The sequence below is a fragment of the Flagellimonas iocasae genome (genome assembly GCF_042682725.1).
GTDB lineage: Bacteria > Bacteroidota > Bacteroidia > Flavobacteriales > Flavobacteriaceae > Flagellimonas > Flagellimonas iocasae.
Genome location: NZ_JBHUHU010000005.1, coordinates 567,486 through 587,200 on the forward strand (window position 1 = coordinate 567,486; position 19,715 = coordinate 587,200).

A 19,715-nucleotide genomic window follows, 5' to 3' on the forward strand; every position below is an offset into this window, starting at 1 on the left:
TTGCAACAAGAATAGGATGAACAATATACTAAAAATAACCTGTTGATAACATTTAAGTTATCCACATCGGTTATTTGAGCTATTCATCCCCATTTACATAGGGTTGCAAGTAGGCAAAACGTTTGGTCAACTTACCATTTTTTGTCATTCGGGCTCGTTCCAATATGCCATCTTCGTCCTTATTGAAAAAGGCTGGGATCACATATTTTGTGAAAGCTTCACCAAACCCAATACTGGCATCACGAGGCAATTCACACGGAAGATTGTCCACGGCCATGACCGCAATGGCATTGCTTTTTTTATAATCTGTTTCTTGTTCAGTGACCGGATCATAACCATAAATAGGGTCGGCAATGGTAGAGGGTCTAATGGTCGTCGCAACCGGGCCGTCTATATCGCAACTGATATCCGCAACTACCTTTATTTTGAAATCAGGTTGTTTGGCATCTTCCCGGGTGTACAGATACGGGGCTCCATCTCCATAAAAATGTCCGGCTATGTAAAAATCCGTCACTTGGGCAAAACGAAAAAAGTTGGATTTGTACTCGTGTGGGTTCTGAAAAAAATCGGCTTTGTTCCCGCGAACCCCGTCCCTTCGTTTGTTGTATTCGGAGGCATCAATTTGGCAATAGACCGGTTCGGAAAATTTCTCTTTTAAATAGTCAGCCACATTTACTTTTTTCAATCCCATGGCATCCAACATTTCTTTGGCCCCATTGCCTACCCTACCCTTTCCTGTAAGGAGAATCTTGATATTGGGCAATTGTATCTTTCTTAGCTCGGCAATCAAAGCTTGCTGGTCTTTCAATGCTTCAGCTTTGGGCAATTGGAAAAGGTCATATTTTAGGCCATAGGTTCGCATGCCATTATAGGCGCCTACAATTCCTGCATAACGACCAAAGGCCACCAAGCGTTGCCCATTGGAAGCTGTTATCACTTCATGGTCGTATAGCTCAATATTTTTGGCCAAAATGGCTCGCAACAAGTCACGATTATAGGGTTGCTTTTTTATGGTATGGGAAAAGAAGAAGTATTTCTTATTGGGAATGAGCGCATCGATAGGGACTTCTTTTACCCCGAGGAGCACATCACAATTTTCCACGTTTTCCACTACTGGAATGCCTTTCTCTTGGTATTCTTCATCTGAAAATACCCGAATAGGGGAAGTCTCGACCAAAATTTCCGCTTTGGGAAATGTGGAATGGACATTTTGACATTCCGCCGGAGATAGCACCACTCTGCGGTCTGGCGGGTTTTTACGCTCCCTGATGATTCCGAATTTCATAAAACCGATTTGGTATAATTGTTGACCAAAATAAGGGTATTGGGCAGATGGCGCAAACTTTTTATCTTTTGATGGATATGGTTACCTTTGCCGACCGCGTTAGGGATAGAGGCAAGTACCTTGTACGGCCGATAGCCCGAGCATTCGGGGGAAACGCCCACACTTCGACTGCCAGCCCGACTTAAGTTCTGGCGGGCGCTCAGTGCAGGCTAAGTTCTTTGATTTATGGGGCCGACCGGTTTTGACAGCAAGACCAATGGCGATGTAAGCATGCCGAGCGCTGGGATACAGCTCGTTAATCTCATGTTTCAAACTTTTAATTGGCGATAATAATTACGCTCTTGCCGCATAATCTGAATTATAGTAGGATTAGCCTCGTCCCTACAAGGTAGGGAAGCGAGATGTCCCTTGGTAGCCCTTGTTGACGGCGACCTTTTTAGGGGCACCAAAAAAGTCAACACAAGGGTGCCCGCTCGCTTTGGCGACACCTCTAAAACCTAAAAAAGCTAAGTGCATATTGGGCCGTATCTGGTCAGGTGTGCATCGAAAACTAAGCAGATACTAAGCATGTAGAAAGCATGGTTATTGCTTGTTTGGACGAGGGTTCGAATCCCTCCGGCTCCACTAAAACACCGTCAAAACAAAACAATGAACCTGTAAATTACTGATTTACAGGTTTTTTTATTTTATTTGGTTTCATTTAAATTCAATTGAAATCAATTTTAAAGGCACCAAATCGATACCCATTTTAAAAATTAAAAAAAGGTATCGATTTCTCTGTAATTAATTCTTTTTTAATAATTTACAAAACTCCAATGAGTTATTTTTTATACCTTTATTGACATAAATCGATACCCAAAATATGTCAAATTCCTTTGCAGTCTTATTTTACCTTAAAGACAAACGCCTCGACAAGAACGAAAAAGCTGGACTATACCTAAGATTGACGGTAAATGGCCAACGCTCTGCAATTAGCCTTCATAGAAAGATCGACCCTGAAAAATGGGATTCTAGAATGAACAAATTGAAAGGAAAGGGAATTGAAGCAGAAGAATTGAATCGATTCATGGCTACTGTACGCCATAAGATTAATAAGATTCACCATGAGTTAGTAGAAGAAGGAGAATTTTTCACAGTGCATGATGTAAAGGATAAGTTTTTAGGCAACGACAAAAGAGTAAAAATGCTCTTAGAGCTCTTTGATGAGCATAACCAACAAATGAAGAAACTGATTGACATTGAATTTGCCCTTGGAACCTATAAGCGATACCATACCACCAGAAATCATGTCGCCGAATTTATCAAAACTGAACTGAGAAAATCAGATATCCCGGTCCGAGATGTGGATTTAAAATTCATTAAAGGATTTGAATACTTCTTAAAAACAACCAAAGAATGTAACCATAACTCGGCTTTGAAATACATCAACAATTTCAAGAAGATCATTCGAATGGCAGTTGCCCACGAATGGATTAGTAAAGACCCCTTCTACAACTACAAAGTAAAATTCAAAACTGTGGAAAGGGAATTCCTTTCCAAAGAGGAATTACAGACTCTGGTAGACAAGAAAATTAGGGGCGAACGCCTCAATGTTGTACGGGATATGTTCGTATTCTGCTGTTATACTGGCCTCTCGTATATTGATGTTCAGAAACTACATCCAGACAACATAGTAACACATATTGATGGAAGCCTTTGGATAAAATCCAAACGGACAAAGACCAAATCCAGATTGGGCATTCCCCTACTCCCAACAGCATTGGCAATTATCGAAAAATATAAAGAACACCCTAAAGTTATCAATGGAGACTGTGTTTTACCCGTACTGAGCAATCAAAAGTCCAACGCCTATTTAAAGGAAATTGCAGATCTCTGCGGGATTAAAAAGAATTTGACCACCCATTTGGCCCGACATACTTTTGCCACTACGGTAACGCTTTCCAATGGTGTTTCCATTGAAACCGTAGGGCAAATGCTGGGACATAAAAACCTTCGTACCACTCAGCATTATGCCAAGATAATTGATAGGAAGGTTGGTGAAGATATGGCTGCGTTGAAGGAAGTTTTAGACAATCAAAGTATAGACAGAGTTGAAAAGTTATAGTTCGATGCCAATCAGCGCACCAGTTCCTATTTGAAGGAAATTAGATCGGAATGCAGGACAATAAAGACATTGACAACCACTTGACTAGACATACTTTTGCCTCTAAGGCAACACTTTCTAATGGGGGTACGGAATAAGTCTGTGAGCAAAATGCTGGGACCTACTTTCTTTGGAGACCACTCTAATCTATGCCTAGGTATTGGACAGTAAATTTTCGGACGATATGGAAAAATTAACAAATAACCCTTCCATATAGGAGTTTGCGAAGTCCATTTGACACTAACAAAGTTCTTTGAACAAAATTTTACACTTTGAATTTAGATGAAAACCCAACACACTGTAATATTTAAAGTCCTATTTATATTAAATTTCATTAACATAATTTCATATAACTTTCTTACTTTCAATTGAGAGAAATCATTTGAATTCCGGAGAATATTTTTAAATGAAGAAGCTTTACCAATCCAAAAAACAAAAAAAATACACCCAAAAAAGAATTAGGAAGCAAAAGCGACTTAACAAAAACAGAAAGCCTTATGATCTAAATAGGAGGCCAAGAACAACAATATATAACAACAATGTAATAGAATATATAGATCGCCCTCCAATTAATGCCCCTTCAAACTTGTGCTTAATGAAAAAAACCGAGGATTGTATTGATTTTTTTAAGAAATTAAGAAGGGAAAATAATATTAGTAAGGAAGGGAAAAGATGTTTTGTTGGAATCTCTTTGTCAGATGTTACGGAAATTGACTATAGCACTACATGCGTACTACTTGCTATTATTGGAGATTTAAAATCCAAAGGTATTCATATAAGAGGTAACTTTCCAAAAGATGAGAAATGCAAAAAAGATATTATTGATTCCGGTTTATTAAACTCAATGTACGATAGTTCTGGAAATCCATACGAAAAATCCATTCGATCCGAGTTACTATTTATTGAAAAAGGGACCAAAAAGCTTACAAAACATGATAATATCAGAATAAGTAATACAGTATCGAAGGTTAACGAACATTTAACAGGCCAAAGAAAACATTGTAAAAAACTAAGAACGATATTGTTAGAGATTTGTGGTAATTCAATTGAATGGGGAGGCACGAAAAACCGCCAATGGCTATTAGGTATAAAATACGAGGATGATAGAGTTATTTTTACCATTACTGATGTTGGCAAAGGTATAATCAAATCACTTAACCGAAAATTTAAAGCAAAATTTAAAGATTTTTTTCAAGGAAAATCGGATGATGAAATTTTAAAAGGTGCATTCATTAAAAAATATGGTTCGAGTTCACAAAAAGAGAATCGAAACAAAGGACTACCTGCGATTAAAAATGGTTTTGACATTGGGTTATTAAAAAATTTGAAAGTCCTGACGAATCAAGTTATCCTTCATTATGACGATGATACTTTATCCAAAGTAATGAATGGTGGTAAAGAATTTCAAGGAACGTTATATAGGTGGGTTGTAACTGCCGAATCATTAAACAAAGGTTAATATGATAACTGTTAAAGTATTGGATTTTTCTGAATACCCTGGTCTAAGACATTGTAGTGTCAGTGATGACTCAGGAGAAGAATTCTACCATAAGATTTTGAACAAAAAATTCTATGAAGCTCTTGAAAAAAATGAGAGTTTACTCATAGACTTAGATTTCACAGCTGGTTATGCCCCATCTTTTTTAGATGAAGCAATTGGAAATTTAGTTTACGATTTTTCCTTGGACAAGGTAAAACAAATTTTAAATATTAAATCTGATGAGGAACCGGATTGGATTCATAAATTGAAAACTGAAACATATCCTCAATGGGAAAATCGACGTGTAAAAAAAGAGGCTCCAAAAAAAACAGGGAAACATGAACAATGGTATAGGTGGGATAACAACAAGATTATAATGGTTTCAAGATGATGGCATTACACCATTCTTTTATTAAACTCGTTGAAAAAATGGAAACTGGCGACTGGATAGAAATTATATCTATTTTAATTAATTCTTTATTGGCTATTTGGATTGTTAGAACAGTTCAAAATAAATTGACCAACAAAAGGGTTCTCAAGGATCACTTAATCAATGAAATCAAAGACATCAGGGTTGAGTATCAAAGCATTCTCAATAAATTGTATAAGAATGAACTTAAACCTCAATCGATTCCGCCTTGGTTTAAGCTAATGAATATTAAACTAAATGATTTATTGAACGTGACTAATGCTAAATATAAAATTAATCAACATTTCATGAATCCATATCAACTAGGATTAAGAGATTTGGTTACCCAATTACCAGAATTTGAGAAAAACTACCAGAAGAACTTACCTATAAAGTTATCCGCAAACTCTCAAAATCAAATTTTACAATTTCAGCAAAAGAACAGCAAACTTTTCAATAATCTAATCATTAAAATAAATGATTCCAACTAATGTGTAGGCAGGAAAATTTTTTATAGTTGCTGAATATTAGCCAGAAAAAACAACGAACTTTCCAAATGATTTTAATTAAACTAAGATCTTTTTAAAACATGTTTAATCCTTCTTATTAAATTTTGATTTTTTTATTCTTTTCGATTCTTTATCTTTTAAAAAAGAGACTATATCTACTTTTTTTTTATCCAAGACCCTTTCAAAAAATTGAGGTATAGAAATATCAAAATAGTCACATAATAGAAAAAGTTTTGTTACCCCAAAACTGGGCTTTGATTCTATCCGCCCCATGTTTATTGTAATCTTGTATTTGTTGGCAAATTCAATATTAACATCTGATTGAGATAATCCAGTTGGCTTACCCTGAGAAACACCTTTCTCCATACGAAGCTCCTTTAGGACCATTTCTATAGAAGTGGTAAAATGTAAAATGTCTTCTTCCTCAATCATTACACCAAAAGACGCTATAAATTAAAATTTCATCAACGACGTTTGTGTCGTTGAAATGTTTTGAATATATTTGAACATCCTTCTTTGTTAAAGGATTATTTTTGCGATTCTTCGTTTAGAAAATATTTGAAGCTTTCGCTTAGAGTCTCTGATAGAAAACTGGTAATTTTTGCAACGAGACAATAAGTAGACAGCTCACGACCCGGGCGTGGGCTCGCTTATCGTTGCACGGTATACCAGTACCTCTATCAGATAAGTTGAGTTCCGCGCCTTTTTTGGTGATTGGTTTTTTCTTCAACTTTTTCTTAGCGTTTGATTTCTTTTGCTTTTCGAGGCATCGTCCAACCAATGGTTTATGGGAAACAAAAGGCTTGTTTTTTTAGCAGAGATTTCATCATCGGTCAGTTCCAATTCTAGAATGGGCCTGACCCTATTTGACATTCTCTTTAAGAAAAAGCCCAAGAACCCCATTTGATTCATTCTTGACGATAGTTAAGGGATACACGAAACACTTTTTCCGGTTCACGATATCTTCTGTCCCATAGCTTACACATTCATTTTAAGGGCAACCGGCCCAATCACGAAATCTTAGTCATTTTACATCTAGGAATCCTATTTCCAATTGCCTTTGCTACTTGGACTGGGTGGCCTATGTCCGAACCTTAATGCCCTCAAGGAAGTTACTGCTTTATCCTGACTTTTTGGGCAGTGTGGCTAAAAACCCGTGGCTATTTAATGATTGCCACAGGGCAATGCAGTGTTAACAAACACTTTCATCAAAAGAACTCAAAACAATGAAGAACTCATCAATACACCTAAACAGGACCAAACTGTTCCTGTTCTTATATCTCCTATTAGCTCCACTACTCCACCAAAAGCTGGTGGCCGGGGCAACAATTGCCCCACCACAGAGCACCATATCAGGTACCATTACCGATATGAATGGTCTACCCTTGGGCGGGGTCAATGTCGTGGTACCATCCACCAACCGAGGAACCATTTCCGATATGGACGGGGCCTATAGCATTCAAGCTGGTTCAAATGGCCTATTGGTCTTTTCCATTGTAGGCTTTAGGACCTTGGAAGTGCCCATCGATGGAAGAAATATCATTAATGTCCAAATGGAGGAAGATATCACCCAGTTAGGGGAAGTGGTGCTCAATGCTGGCTATTATACGGTTTCCGAAAAGGAACGTACCGGAAACATTGCCACCGTCAAGGCCTCTGTGATGGAAAAACAGCCCGTGGGCAATCCCTTAGCAGCCATGCAAGGACAACTATCTGGGGTCAACATTGTCCAGAATACCGGAGTACCTGGGGGCGGATTCACCGTTGAAGTACGGGGTCGTAACTTTCTTAGTGGTACCACAGAACCCTTATTTATTGTGGATGGAGTGCCCTTTGGTTCCCAATCCTTGGGTTCCTCACAGGTATCCAACCAGATTGTTGGCGGGAACATCAGTCCACTCAACGCCATCAATCCCAATGACATTGAAAGCATTGAGGTATTGAAGGATGCGGATGCTACGGCCATCTATGGCTCCCGAGGGGCCAATGGAGTGGTATTGATCACCACCAAAAAAGGAAGAGCTGGAAAAACACGGTTTGATGCACACCTAACCACAACCTTTGGTAAGGTATCCAATTTTCTGGAGCTTATGAACACTCAGCAATATCTGGAAACAAGACGGGAAGGCATTATCAATGATGGATTCGGCGCCTTTTTGGAAAACCCAGACTTCGATTTTGTCTGGCCCGATATCAAATCCTGGGACAACAGTCGCTATACCGATTGGCAAAGGGAACTGATCGGAGGCACCTCCTATCGTAACAATGCGCAATTGTCAGTATCCGGGGGCAGTGATCGTACCCAGTTCTTGGTCAGTGGGACCTTTTTGAAAGAGACCACGGTCTTTCCCGGGGACAGCAATTACCAAAGGGCCAATATGCACAGTAACGTGTCACATCGCTCGGAAAATGGACGTTTTACGTTGAATTTTTCCATCGGATATACCCTCGAAGACAATACGCTGCCAGCGACCGATTTTACAACCGAAGCCTACACCTTGGAACCTAATGCCCCTCGACTTTTTGACGATGAGGGAAACATCAATTGGGAGAACAATACTTGGGACAACCCCTTGGCCGCATTGGACGAACGGTATGTGGCCTTATCCAACACTTTAGTTTCCAATGTTGTTTTATCTTATCAGCTAATGCCCAATCTAGAGTTCAGGTCCAGTTTGGGGTACACCAATTATCAGTTGGACACCTACAGGACCATGCCCAGTTCTGCACGGAACCCAGGCCTTGGTCTCACCCCCCAAAGCTATTCCAATTTGAATACCAATGCCTCTCAAAGGGAGTCATGGATCATGGAGCCCCAACTGAACTGGAAAAAAGATTGGAGCGTGTTTTCCATGGATGTGCTTTTGGGCACCACCTTCCAAGAGGAAACTACCCAACAATTGGTGTTACGGGGGATTGGATTTCCCAATAACGGATTAATCGAGAACATGGCAGCTGCCAGTGGGATCGAGGTCATTTCCGATACTTATGGCGAATATAAGTACAACGCCTTTTTCGGTCGTATTAACCTGAAATTCCAAGACCGGTATATCCTAAACGTGACCGGTCGAAGGGACGGTTCCTCCAGATTCGGGCCAGGCAGGCAGTTCGGAAATTTTGGGGCTGTTGGCGTAGCATGGCTGTTTTCCGAAGAACCCATTTTTGGGGAAGGATCCTGGCTGAGCTTCGGAAAGCTAAGGGGCAGTTATGGAACCACGGGAAGCGATAACATCGGGGACTATCGGTTCTTGGATACCTATACGGTCACAGGAAATGATTATGATGGGGTCACCACCGTGCAGCCCACAGGTATCTTCAATCCGCAGTTCGGCTGGGAAGAGAACCAAAAGTTGGAAGGAGGTCTGGAACTGGGTTTCTTTAAGGATCGCTTTATGGTCAATACGGTCTGGTACCGGAACCGTTCCACCAATCAGTTGGTGGGAATACCCTTGGCAGCCACGACAGGCTTTTCAGAACTGACCGGGAATTTTGATGCCCTTGTGGAGAATACGGGATGGGAGATCGATCTTCAAACGGTCAACATCCGTTCCAAAAAATTCAGATGGTCCACCAGGTTTAACCTAACGATTCCCAAGAACAGGTTGGTGGAATTTGAAGGATTGGAGACCTCTACATTTGCCAACCGATATGTCATCGGTGAACCCTTGACCATCGTACGATTATATCATTCGTTGGGTGTAGACCCCGAAACAGGGTCCTACCAGTTCGAGGACTATAATGATGATGGGGCCATTACCAGCACCGAAGACCGGGAATGGATCGAAGATCTGGCCCCGCAATACTATGGAGGGCTGGGCAACTCCCTGAGTTTGGGCAACCTGTCCTTGGACTTTTTCTTCCAGTTTAAAAAACAAAAAGCCTACAACACCTTACGGTTTCAATCGACCCCTGGATTCAGGGGCAATGTGCCCGTGGAACTGTTTGACCGTTGGCAAGAGCCCGGTGATGTTACAAATATCCAAAGGGCCTACAGCGGCTTAGCACCCACTGGGGGATTGGGCCAGTTCCAACAAGAAAGCAATGCGGCCGTATCGGACGCTTCCTTTGTACGCCTACGGAACATATCCCTTAATTACAAGCTTCCCAAATTGGAGAACGGTTTGGATGTCAATGTGTACCTACAGGGGCAGAATCTTTGGACATTGACCGATTACAGGGGTCCCGATCCCGAACAGCCCTCCAATACGCGTTTGCCCCCTTTGCGACAGATTTCATTGGGACTTCAACTCAGTTTTTAACCTTAAAACCAGAAGCATGAAAATCATGAATATAACAACATATACCAATATGGACGGTAGCCCTCAACGTGGGCGTACTTTACTGGTACCAACTGCCTTGTTCCTTATGGCCCTAGCATTGAACCTTATCGGTTGCTCGGACTTTGTGAGCGTGGAACCACCCAAGAACACCTTGGTCTCTAAGACCGTTTTTGAAGATCCTGCCACAGTAGAATCGGCCTTGGCCCAACTGTACTTTGGCATGCGTGACCAACAAGGTATGGTATCAGGTTCTTTTGGCCTGACCACCGCCATGGGCATCTATGCCGATGAACTCGATTATTATGGGTTCAATTCCGATTATACCCAATTGTACAACCATAATGTACTGCCCGGGAATGAGTTGATACGGGCATGGTGGAACCAGGCCTACCAACTCATCTATGGAGCCAACGATATCATTTCGGGCGTGGATGCATCCCTAGATCTCATTGAAGCAGAAAAAAGACTGTTCAAGGGACAGGCTCTTTTTATCCGTGCCTACATCCACAGTTTGTTGGTATCGATCTATGGGGATGTACCCTATGTCACAACCACAGATTATACGGTGAACAATACCGTTTCCCGCTTGGAAGAAACAGAGGTGTACGATCGTATCATTACCGACTTGGAGGAAGCCATGGCCCTGTTGGAGGATAGCGATCCCATTTCCTCGGAACGTGTCCATGTGGATGTCCATACCGCCAAGGCCCTTTTGGCACGGATGTACCTCTACGTGGAGCAATGGGACCAGGCTACTTCCTTGGCCACGGAATTAATAAATACCTTTCCTTTGGGAACCGACTTGGCCCAAGTATTCCGCAAAGATTCACAAGAGACTATATGGCAGCTCAAAGCGGATACAGAAAATATCAGAAACACCCGTGAGGCCATCGAATTGATCATTCAAGCAATTCCAGGTCAGAGGTATGCCCTTACGAATGGACTACTCGATGCATTTGAAAATGGTGACTTACGTTTTGATCAATGGGTCTCCAGCATTTCCGATGCGGATAACACCGTCACATTACATTACGCCCATAAGTACAAGGCCGATATCAATGAGGCGCAGTCTTTGGAATATTCCATTCGTTTCAGGGTGGCCGAGCAATATCTGATCCGAGCCGAAGCGCGAGCATACTTGGGTGATTTAAATGGCTCCTTGGCAGATATCAATACCATTCGCAATAGGGCCGGTCTTCCTGATAGTAATGCCAATACACCAGAAACTATCTTCGATGCCATCTTTCAGGAGCGTAGGGTGGAACTCTTCACGGAACAGGGCCATAGATGGTTCGATCTTAAACGATCGGGCAGGGCCGATCAGGTTTTGGACCCAGTCAAACCCAATTGGAGGCCCTCCGACTTGCTGTTGCCCATCCCAGAGACCGAACTGGAGAACAATCTAAATCTATTACCACAAAACCCAGGCTATTAAGACTGCTATGATACATACTACTTTAAAACAATCCGCTATAAAAAAATATGTGCTTTTGTTGCTCCTTCTGTGGAGTTCGTTGACTAAAGCAATGGTGAACGTACAAGAGACCGATTCCTTGGATCAATCCATCCCATCGGTCGAAACCGAACCCTTTTTGACCTCTTTTAAGCAAGGGAACGATGTGTACCTGAACATCCCCAGGGAAGTGCTCGACCGCTCTATGCTTTTTGTATGCTATGATTGGCGGCAACGCAGTTTTATGCAGGTGGCCTGGTCGGTGCATGGGGACAATATCCTGTTCAAACAGCAGAGCATTGAGTCCACGGCGGGCATCACGATCACTTTCCACGAAAAGTTTCCCTTTAAGGAAAATATCCTGGCCATACTCCCCATTGAAAAAGAATTCAGTGGGGATGGCAGCCATGTGGTCAAGGTCACCGACCTTTTGTTGCGACAAGAGATTGAATGGCCGCAGTGGTTTGGCGTGAAATTTGGGCCATCCGTTCCCCAGATATCCTTGGTCTTGGACACCAAGAACCTTGACAGGGAGACCTTGATCAAGGTCCGCCGCGGAATGATCATGAACGAATCCAAGGTGGCCGTCCCCTTATTCTATGGCTTTTGTGCCCTGAAAGCACCCATGAAGGGGAGACGGTTCGATTATCGGATGGGATTCTTTGACGATGAAGCCAGTGCAGGCGCTCATGGAGGCCTTCAAAACGTACGAGGCAATATTCTTCGATGGCGCTTGGAGAAAAAGTTCAAGGATCAAAAGCTCAGTGTCCCAATCGAACCCATTACCCTTTTATTGTCCCCAGAAATCCCAAAAAAATGGAGACCTTATGTCAAGGCAGGAATAGAGCAATGGTTGCCGGCCTTTGAGACAGCTGGGTTCAAGAATGCCCTGATCGTAAAAGAACTGGATAGTTTGGATGAATGGCAGGCCCATAGCATTCATTCCAATATTGTCTACTGGACCCCTAAAAGGGATATGCGAAGTTATGAAAATGAACGACTGGGCGGTTCCATGCGATTTGTGGCCGATTCGAGATCAGGAGAAATCCTTCGTTGCGATATCCTATTGGAAGCACCTGTCCGTGATATGTCGGAGCAATATTTCGTACGTGCAGCTCCATTGGATAAAAGGGCAGAGCAATTTCCTTTTCCAGATGAGCTGGTCGGGGCACTTTATCAACGATTGGCTTCTCATGAGGCAGGACATGTGTTCGGCTTGATGGACGGTAATTTCGGAGAACATGCCTATCCATGGGATAAAATGAACGACAGTCTATGGCTGCGAAAAATGCGACATACCCCCAGTGCAATGAACTATACCCGAAGCACCAATATTCCGCAGCCCGAGGACAGCATCCCTCCAGACCTATTAATTCAACATGTCGGCCCTGCCGACCATTACCAGATCCAATGGGGGTATCGGGAGTTTCCGAAAGGTACCACGCCGGAAGTGGAAGCGGCTGAACTCGAAGAAATGATCCATTGGCAGGACTCAGTGCCTTGGTACCGTTTCAATTATGGTAAAATGGAAAAGGGAGGACCTGACCAAGTCGATGAAGTGACCGAAACCAATAATCCGGTACGGAGCACCGAATTGGCCTTGAAAAACATCAAAAGAGTCATGGCCCTGTTGCCCAAGGTTGTTGAAGGCGATACCGACAACGTACGTCTGGAAAGGCTCTATAAAAAGACAGCAAAACTATGGTACGACCATATGCGACATACTCTTTCCATGGTAGGTGGGCATACCATACACCATCAACCCATAGATCGACCGGGAGACCCTTATGAATTGATACCCTGGAATAAACAGATGGAAGCCTTGGATTTCCTGATGGAAAACGCCATGGATACACCCCAATGGTTGACCGACCCACAATTCCATTTGGAAATCAATTATACCAGATATGCTGACAAGCTCATTGGACACCAACAGTTTCTGCTTGCGGAATTGATCAGTGCCGTGAGATTGAAACGAATGGAGCATATGGAAACCAAATGGGAAAAGAAAGGATTGGTAGATGCCTATCTGATACGGGTCCAAGATGGACTTTTCAGGGAACTTAGGGGGCATTTTGGCCAAGTGGACCGCAGGAGACAGGAACTCCAGATGACCTACATTGATTTGGCCGTCAGTAATCTGCAAAAGCAAAGAAAAGGATTCAATGCCATCGAAACCCAAGCGGATTATACAGATTATGAGAAGGGTATTATGCTAAAGCGATTGATGGATTTAAAAAAGGATATTGAAAAAGGAATCAAACGCAACAAGGATGCCCCAACCTTGGGACATTGGCAACTATGCCTCAAAAAGATGGAAGTTCTATGGTAGGAAGTAGTGAAAATATGCCATGAATTGCAGGTCTTACCTAAGTTTCATGGCGTTTATTTGAGTTAGTCGAAAAAAGGTGCCTTTTGCAAGGCACCTTTTGTTTGCATGCTCAATGAGCAAAGGAATCAATCCTTACGAAGTTCCTTACTGCTATGTGAAGGTGCTTCATACAATTGATACCCATCTTCAGTACATGCAATCTGACTGCCATCAAGGCAATTTGGATCCACTGTGGTGGACTGCCATCCATTGATGGGATGGAAATAATAGCCTTGTTGGACCACAGGACTTTCCTCGGTGGCAAAGGCCAGGCCAACCGCCATAAGGATGGCGAAGGCCGGTAACAATAATTTAAAAAAATTAGTTTTCATATAATTCAGTATTAAATGTGAATGCCTACTCTTTTTTAGGTTTTCGGCTTCCCCTCTCACTGCACAGTATTTTAATGGGTTTCGATGTTATAGCGCTTCTTGGACCACAGGATTCCCAACAGGGAAAGGGTCATAAAAAAGACATTCAACAGTATGTGGTCAGTCCATCCCAGGGCCGATATGACGCCACCACAGGAACATGGAATGGAATCACTATATCTTAAAACCAAAGCGATGTAAAGGGTAAAGCTTGCCAAGAGGAAAAGACTGCCGTAAAGGGCTATGATTTGATATCTGGGCAACCACAACAGGCCAGCGATTACCAATTCCAAAAAGGGTAATCCCCATGAGATCAAAGAGGTGAAGGATGAAATGTAGGGCATCCGTGCCAAGCGCCATTGAAAGGTATCCAGATCAATCAGTTTACCTACCGCTGTATAAACAAAAAGAAGGGTCAGTAAAAGGCTGAACAGGATAAGAAGTTTGGAGTGGATCCCCTTGTTTGACATATCGTTTGATTTGATAGAACAAAGTTCGGGAGTCTGGTTTATCCCTAAGGGAGCAATTGTTATCCAAAACGGATTAAAACAATGTTTTTGAGGATGTTATGATCGTAATTCGCTTGGGGAACGCCCATACTTGTCCTTGAATGCCCTGGAAAAATGGGTCTTGCTCTTAAAGCCGGTCATTTGTACAATTTGCTTTATGGTATGGGTGCTGTGCAGGATAAGGGTCTTTGCCATTCTCAGCCGTTCCTGGATTAAAAATCGGAAAATGGTCGTACCGTACACTTGCTTAAATCCATATTTCAACTTGTACTCGTTGGTGCCCTTTTGGTGCGCCAACTCCTTCAAGGAGGGAAGATCCTGGGCCAAGTTGTTGATGATGGTGTCATGGACATCACGGATTATTTGAATGTCCTTTGGGGTCAAGGTGACCTTGTGTTCCTTAATGCCCTTGGTTACTTTGAGTGTCTTTTTGGGAAGTCCTGTTTCAAAAGGTTCCCCTTTGGAAAAGAAAACGGTGTTCAACAAGATTTTTTGACCGCTCCCATCCAATGCTTGGTAAACCGATATTTGACAATCCTTTGCCAACACAAGGCCTTCGTTTGTAACAAATTCTAGGAAAATAACCGTTTCCGACCTTTCTCTCTTCAAATGTTTGTACAACTTTTTGGTATATTTTTCCTTGGATTTTTCGGTCATAAATTCAGTGACAGGCCTACCAATTAAATCCTTTGGGAGATAGGACAACAGGGAGCATGTGCCATTGGTGACCAGTTCAATTTGACCATTACCATCCAAGATAAGGGAAAGTTGAATGATACATTGTGGGGTGGTATGGGCATTGGCAAAACCTTGGTGCACAAAAGCTGCCCTGATTTCTTCATTTACCATGTTCAGCAGGACCACTAAAGAGGCGATATTGTCGTTTTTCTCGAAAGGCTCAAGAGCATAGAAGAAGTTGCCCTTGGCCATTTCCAAAAGCATTTTCTTGATTCGTTTTACCCTAAAGTCATCGTTATACGGCATATCAACTTATTGTATGTATTAAGCTATATACTTTGCCAAAAAGGCCAAGGCTTCTGATTTGCTGACAAAGGATGCCATGGGAATTTTTGAAGGATGCGTATCCATATAAAAGATACTGAGATCGTCCGTAACAGGCGGGTCGATCAAAAAGGCCAGGGCCTTGATCCAAAGCGAACCCTCCCGGGCCAGATAATCCCGGGCCGCCTTATTGATATTCCAGACTTCCCGGATATCACAGAGCACTGGCATTTCCCTACCTTCCTGCAAATGCATCCTATCCCGGACAATTAACTGGGCCGCCTTCAGGTCGATGAGCGGCACCTTTTTATAAATGATATGTAACAGCTCATTGCTCAGGAAATAAATCGTGTAGTTGTTTTCATGTGTTCTTTTCATTGGAAGAAAACTGGTTAGCAACTGGAATTTACAAAAATATTGTAATTGGGTAAATTGAAATGGATTTACCCTATTTTAAAAGGGTTATAGAGTTATCTAAGAAGGAGTATATGTTATCTCAAAAGGATTATATCATTGTTTAATAATAGTTAATCTTACAATTGCCAGTACTTTTTATGACAATTTAAATTAAACGATATGGCAAAGATTAAACACCACAATTTTTTGAACACCGTACACGAGGTGTTCACCGATGCCAAACAGGCCGGGGTGCTTCATCTATATGCCGGGGGGAAATCATTTTCTGGTAGGACCATTGAAATTGAAGGCAGGGAATTATATCATTTTGGGACCACAGGATATTTGGGACTGGAACAGGATACAAGATTGAAAACCGCAGCCATGAATGCCATAGAAAAATACGGCACCCAATTTCCCCTCTCTAAATCCTATATCTCCAACCCACTTTACAAAGAACTGGAAAGCCATATCAGTACAATGTACGGGCATCCCATTGTCATTACCAAGAACAGCACCCTTGGGCACATAGGGGTCATCCCCAGTGCGGTGGACGATGATGATGTGATCATTTTGGACCATCAGGTGCATTGGAGCGTGCAGAATGCTGCCAAGATGCTCAAGACACGAAGCGTTCCCATAGAAATGATACGGCACAATCATTTGGAAATGCTGGAGGACAAGATCAAAAAGTACCGACATTCCAAAAGGCACATCTGGTATATGGCCGATGGCATCTATTCCATGTATGGGGACAATGCCCCAGTAAAAGAGTTAATGGAGTTGTCCGAGAAGTATCCACAGCTGCACTTTTATTTTGATGATGTGCACGGGATGAGTTGGACTGGCAAAAATGGAACGGGGCACATACTCAAACAGCTAAAGGAACTACCGGAAAACGTGCTGCTCTTCGGCACCTTAAGCAAAACCTTTGGGGCCAGTGGTGCGGTCCTGGCCTGCTCCAACCCCAAACTATATGACAAGATCAAGACCTTCGGTGGTCCCTTGACCTTCTCAGCCCAGTTGGAACCAGCATCTGTAGCTGCTGCCATAGCGTCCGCTCAAATACATCTTTCCAATGAAATTTATGAGCTCCAACACGAATTGCGGGAGCGCATCGATTATTTCAATGCATGCCTGTCGGCTACCGAACTGCCTTTGATCGACCAGAACGAATCCCCAGTATTTTACATTGGCACAGGGATGCCCAAGACCGGTTATAATTTTGTGAACCGATTGATGCGTGAGGGATATTATGTCAATCTGGGCATTTTCCCTGCTGTACCCGTAAAGAACACCGGGGTACGGATTACCATTTCAAGGCATAACCAAAAGGAAGAAATCAAAGGACTGGTAGACGCAATGGAACATCATTTTCCATTGACCCTGGAAGAGACCGGAACAAATTCTGAAAGGGTCTTCCATGCCTTTAAATTGGAACACAACACCCAAAGAAAACTTCAAACGTCATCCGAACTGACCATCGAAGTTTTGGAAACCATCGAACAGGTTGATAAGACACAATGGAACCACTTTATGGGAGGACAAGGCGTCTATGATTGGGAGGGACTACAATTTTTGGAAAAGACTTTTCAAGGAAACTCGCAAAAGGAACACAATTGGTCGTTCCGATATGTGATCATCAAAGATCCTGGTGGGAACCCCATCTTTATGACCTTTCTGACCCTTTCACTTTGGAAGGATGATATGCTCGCCCAAGCTGAAATATCGGCTGCCATTGAACAAGAGCGGAAAGAAGACCCTTATCATTTATCGTCCATGGTCCTGTCCTTGGGTTGCCTGTTCACGGAGGGGAATCATCTGTATTGGGACAAATCCCATGAACTGGGAGGTGCTGTAAGGGATGGCCTGTTGGAGCTTCTGGAAAAAATGGAACACCAATTAGGAGCAAAAATGACCGTATTACGCGACTTTGAAACAAACACATCATGGCATGAAATACTCTATGGCAATGGTTTTTTGCGGGTGCAGATGCCCAACTCCTGCAGCGTTGAACTGGCAGGGATTGATTCAATTAAAAGTTATATTGAACAATTGTCATCCCGGAACCGAAGGCATTTCCGGAAGGATATCAAACCCTTTTTGGAATTGACACAATCCAAAACTATTTCCAAGGCCAATGTGTTTCAAATCCAAGAATTCAAACGTCTTTTTGGGGAAGTGCAAAAACGGAACCTTGGTCTCAATACCTTTTCATTTCCGGATAAACTGTTTGAAGAGATGAACGAAAATGAACTTTGGGAATTCATTGTCCTCACCCCTAAAGAGAAACCCAATCAGATACTGGGGGCAATGTTTTGTTATACCAATCAGGAGACTGTCTATGTTCCTGCTTTTGTGGGCATGGAGTATGACCTTTTGGAAACGTATGCCACCTACCGGCAATTACTGTATCGAACCATTGAGCGGGCCATTGCACTTAAACTTCCCAAAATCGATTTTGGGATGACGGCTTCCTTTGAAAAAAGAAAACTGGGAGCGATGGTCCATGAAAAATATGCCTATCTCCAGACCGATGACAATTTCATCCTGGAATTGATCGGAGTCATGGAGGGCCAACATTGAGAGGAGGCCCGCCATGAAATACCAAAAGCTGCTATCGGAATTTGAGGCGCAATTGGATGCCCTGGAAAGTGGGAACGGGGATGTCCTCTTCAAAGCTGAAAAGGGGATTGTGCTGGTGGAGAAGAGCATCCGTAAGCTGCAAAAACAGATTACGGGGAAGACTTTTGACACCCAAGCAGATGAGATCTATTTCTTCAAGCACGTCAAGCCCCAGATATTCAGCAAGCTGATCTATTATGTCAAGCTCTTCAATATCGAGAGCAAGCGTCCCCGTGGGAAGAACCCCGCCCAGACCAAATACCTCCAACACCAGATCGATAAGTTCCAGACCTTTTTCAACGACAACCTGGAATTCTATAACTATTACCGCCGTGGGGCCATGTCCTTGGACGAACGGTATTTTGTAAGGGGCAACCGCGACCTTCGCCTGCCCCTTGAATCCTTCCATTTCTTGATTGATGACCAGTTCTCGACCTGTCAGGACGGGACGGTGGCCACCATAATGGCCTATGATATGCTCATCGTGTATCTGAGGAAGGAAGTGGACGACCTGAACAATTCCCTCGAACCCCAAAAGAACACAACTATGGAAAAACCTTCTAAATTATTCTGGACCGGCAACAAGACGGACCTTATCGAATTGCTTTATGCACTGCATGCCAGCAGTTCCATCAACAGTGGAACAGTGGACATCAAGGAACTGGCCTCCCATTTTGAACACTTTTACAATGTGGACCTAGGGAACTACTACCACACCTTTATCGATATACGTTCGCGCAAGGGCAGTAAGACCCGATTCTTGGACAAGCTCATTGAAATGCTTCAGCAGCGGATGGAGTCCCTTGATGAGTAACGTATGTTTTTCCCAAGTTGGTACCAACTTGGGAATTTTGGTATTGTGTAGTCTTTCATTCAAATTCA

At 42.7% G+C, this 19,715-nt stretch carries 15 protein-coding genes and 1 other RNA gene; 10 read left to right on the forward strand and 6 right to left on the reverse strand.

Going from position 1 to position 19,715, the window contains the following annotated elements:
• Nucleotides 1-79 precede the first annotated feature (79 nt).
• On the reverse strand, nucleotides 80-1,285 hold the full coding sequence (locus tag ACFSJE_RS16570) for an NAD(P)-dependent oxidoreductase (RefSeq protein ID WP_379831986.1): 1,206 nt from the start codon (nucleotides 1,283-1,285) through the stop codon (nucleotides 80-82).
• Nucleotides 1,286-1,512: 227 nt separating this feature from the next.
• On the opposite strand from ACFSJE_RS16570, the gene ssrA reads away from it, so the two are divergent.
• The 5 genes from ssrA (at nucleotide 1,513) to ACFSJE_RS16595 (ending at nucleotide 5,808) form a co-directional block, all read left to right on the forward strand.
• Nucleotides 1,513-1,912: a transfer-messenger RNA gene (ssrA, locus tag ACFSJE_RS16575) on the forward strand.
• Between the two features lie 235 nt (nucleotides 1,913-2,147).
• On the forward strand, nucleotides 2,148-3,389 hold the full coding sequence (locus ACFSJE_RS16580) for a site-specific integrase (protein ID WP_379831987.1): 1,242 nt from the start codon (nucleotides 2,148-2,150) through the stop codon (nucleotides 3,387-3,389).
• A gap of 445 nt (nucleotides 3,390-3,834) precedes the next feature.
• Entirely contained in the window at nucleotides 3,835-4,887 is a 1,053-nt protein-coding gene (locus ACFSJE_RS16585; protein WP_379831988.1) for a hypothetical protein, read from the forward strand.
• 1 nt (nucleotide 4,888) lies between these two features.
• A complete protein-coding gene (locus ACFSJE_RS16590; protein WP_379831989.1) occupies nucleotides 4,889-5,299 on the forward strand; it encodes an STAS-like domain-containing protein in 411 nt (136 codons plus the stop codon).
• Entirely contained in the window at nucleotides 5,296-5,808 is a 513-nt protein-coding gene (locus ACFSJE_RS16595) for a hypothetical protein (RefSeq protein ID WP_379831990.1), read from the forward strand. The genes ACFSJE_RS16590 and ACFSJE_RS16595 overlap by 4 nt, the downstream gene beginning before the upstream one ends.
• A gap of 102 nt (nucleotides 5,809-5,910) precedes the next feature.
• Here the strand turns inward: ACFSJE_RS16595 and ACFSJE_RS16600 are convergent, their stop codons facing one another.
• Nucleotides 5,911-6,258: a hypothetical protein gene (locus ACFSJE_RS16600; protein ID WP_379831991.1), complete on the reverse strand. Its 348-nt coding sequence runs from the start codon at nucleotides 6,256-6,258 to the stop codon at nucleotides 5,911-5,913.
• A 794-nt stretch (nucleotides 6,259-7,052) separates the two neighbouring features.
• Between ACFSJE_RS16600 and ACFSJE_RS16605 the strand changes: the two genes are divergently transcribed.
• From ACFSJE_RS16605 to ACFSJE_RS16615, 3 genes are read left to right on the forward strand one after another with little or no spacing between them, the layout of a single operon-like run.
• On the forward strand, nucleotides 7,053-10,085 hold the full coding sequence (locus tag ACFSJE_RS16605; protein ID WP_379831992.1) for a SusC/RagA family TonB-linked outer membrane protein: 3,033 nt from the start codon (nucleotides 7,053-7,055) through the stop codon (nucleotides 10,083-10,085).
• A 16-nt stretch (nucleotides 10,086-10,101) separates the two neighbouring features.
• Nucleotides 10,102-11,541 carry a RagB/SusD family nutrient uptake outer membrane protein gene (locus ACFSJE_RS16610; protein ID WP_379831993.1) on the forward strand — a complete coding sequence of 480 codons (1,440 nt, stop codon included), beginning with the start codon at nucleotides 10,102-10,104 and terminating at the stop codon, nucleotides 11,539-11,541.
• A gap of 7 nt (nucleotides 11,542-11,548) precedes the next feature.
• Nucleotides 11,549-13,891: a zinc-dependent metalloprotease gene (locus ACFSJE_RS16615; protein WP_379831994.1), complete on the forward strand. Its 2,343-nt coding sequence runs from the start codon at nucleotides 11,549-11,551 to the stop codon at nucleotides 13,889-13,891.
• 125 nt (nucleotides 13,892-14,016) lie between these two features.
• Here the strand turns inward: ACFSJE_RS16615 and ACFSJE_RS16620 are convergent, their stop codons facing one another.
• From ACFSJE_RS16620 to ACFSJE_RS16635, 4 genes are all read right to left on the reverse strand, one after another.
• Nucleotides 14,017-14,262, reverse strand: a complete 246-nt coding sequence (locus ACFSJE_RS16620; RefSeq protein WP_379831995.1) for a DUF6520 family protein — start codon at nucleotides 14,260-14,262, stop codon at nucleotides 14,017-14,019.
• A 71-nt stretch (nucleotides 14,263-14,333) separates the two neighbouring features.
• Nucleotides 14,334-14,771: a MauE/DoxX family redox-associated membrane protein gene (locus ACFSJE_RS16625; RefSeq protein WP_379831996.1), complete on the reverse strand. Its 438-nt coding sequence runs from the start codon at nucleotides 14,769-14,771 to the stop codon at nucleotides 14,334-14,336.
• 96 nt (nucleotides 14,772-14,867) lie between these two features.
• A complete protein-coding gene (locus tag ACFSJE_RS16630; RefSeq protein ID WP_379831997.1) occupies nucleotides 14,868-15,794 on the reverse strand; it encodes a helix-turn-helix domain-containing protein in 927 nt (308 codons plus the stop codon).
• Nucleotides 15,795-15,812: 18 nt separating this feature from the next.
• Nucleotides 15,813-16,190, reverse strand: a complete 378-nt coding sequence (locus tag ACFSJE_RS16635) for a DUF7793 family protein (protein ID WP_379831998.1) — start codon at nucleotides 16,188-16,190, stop codon at nucleotides 15,813-15,815.
• 198 nt (nucleotides 16,191-16,388) lie between these two features.
• Between ACFSJE_RS16635 and ACFSJE_RS16640 the strand changes: the two genes are divergently transcribed.
• The gene (locus ACFSJE_RS16640; RefSeq protein WP_379831999.1) at nucleotides 16,389-18,794 is read left to right on the forward strand and encodes an aminotransferase class I/II-fold pyridoxal phosphate-dependent enzyme; all 2,406 of its coding nucleotides are present in this window, start codon (nucleotides 16,389-16,391) and stop codon (nucleotides 18,792-18,794) included.
• 13 nt (nucleotides 18,795-18,807) lie between these two features.
• On the forward strand, nucleotides 18,808-19,647 hold the full coding sequence (locus ACFSJE_RS16645) for an RteC domain-containing protein (protein ID WP_379832000.1): 840 nt from the start codon (nucleotides 18,808-18,810) through the stop codon (nucleotides 19,645-19,647).
• Nucleotides 19,648-19,715: the final 68 nt, after the last annotated feature.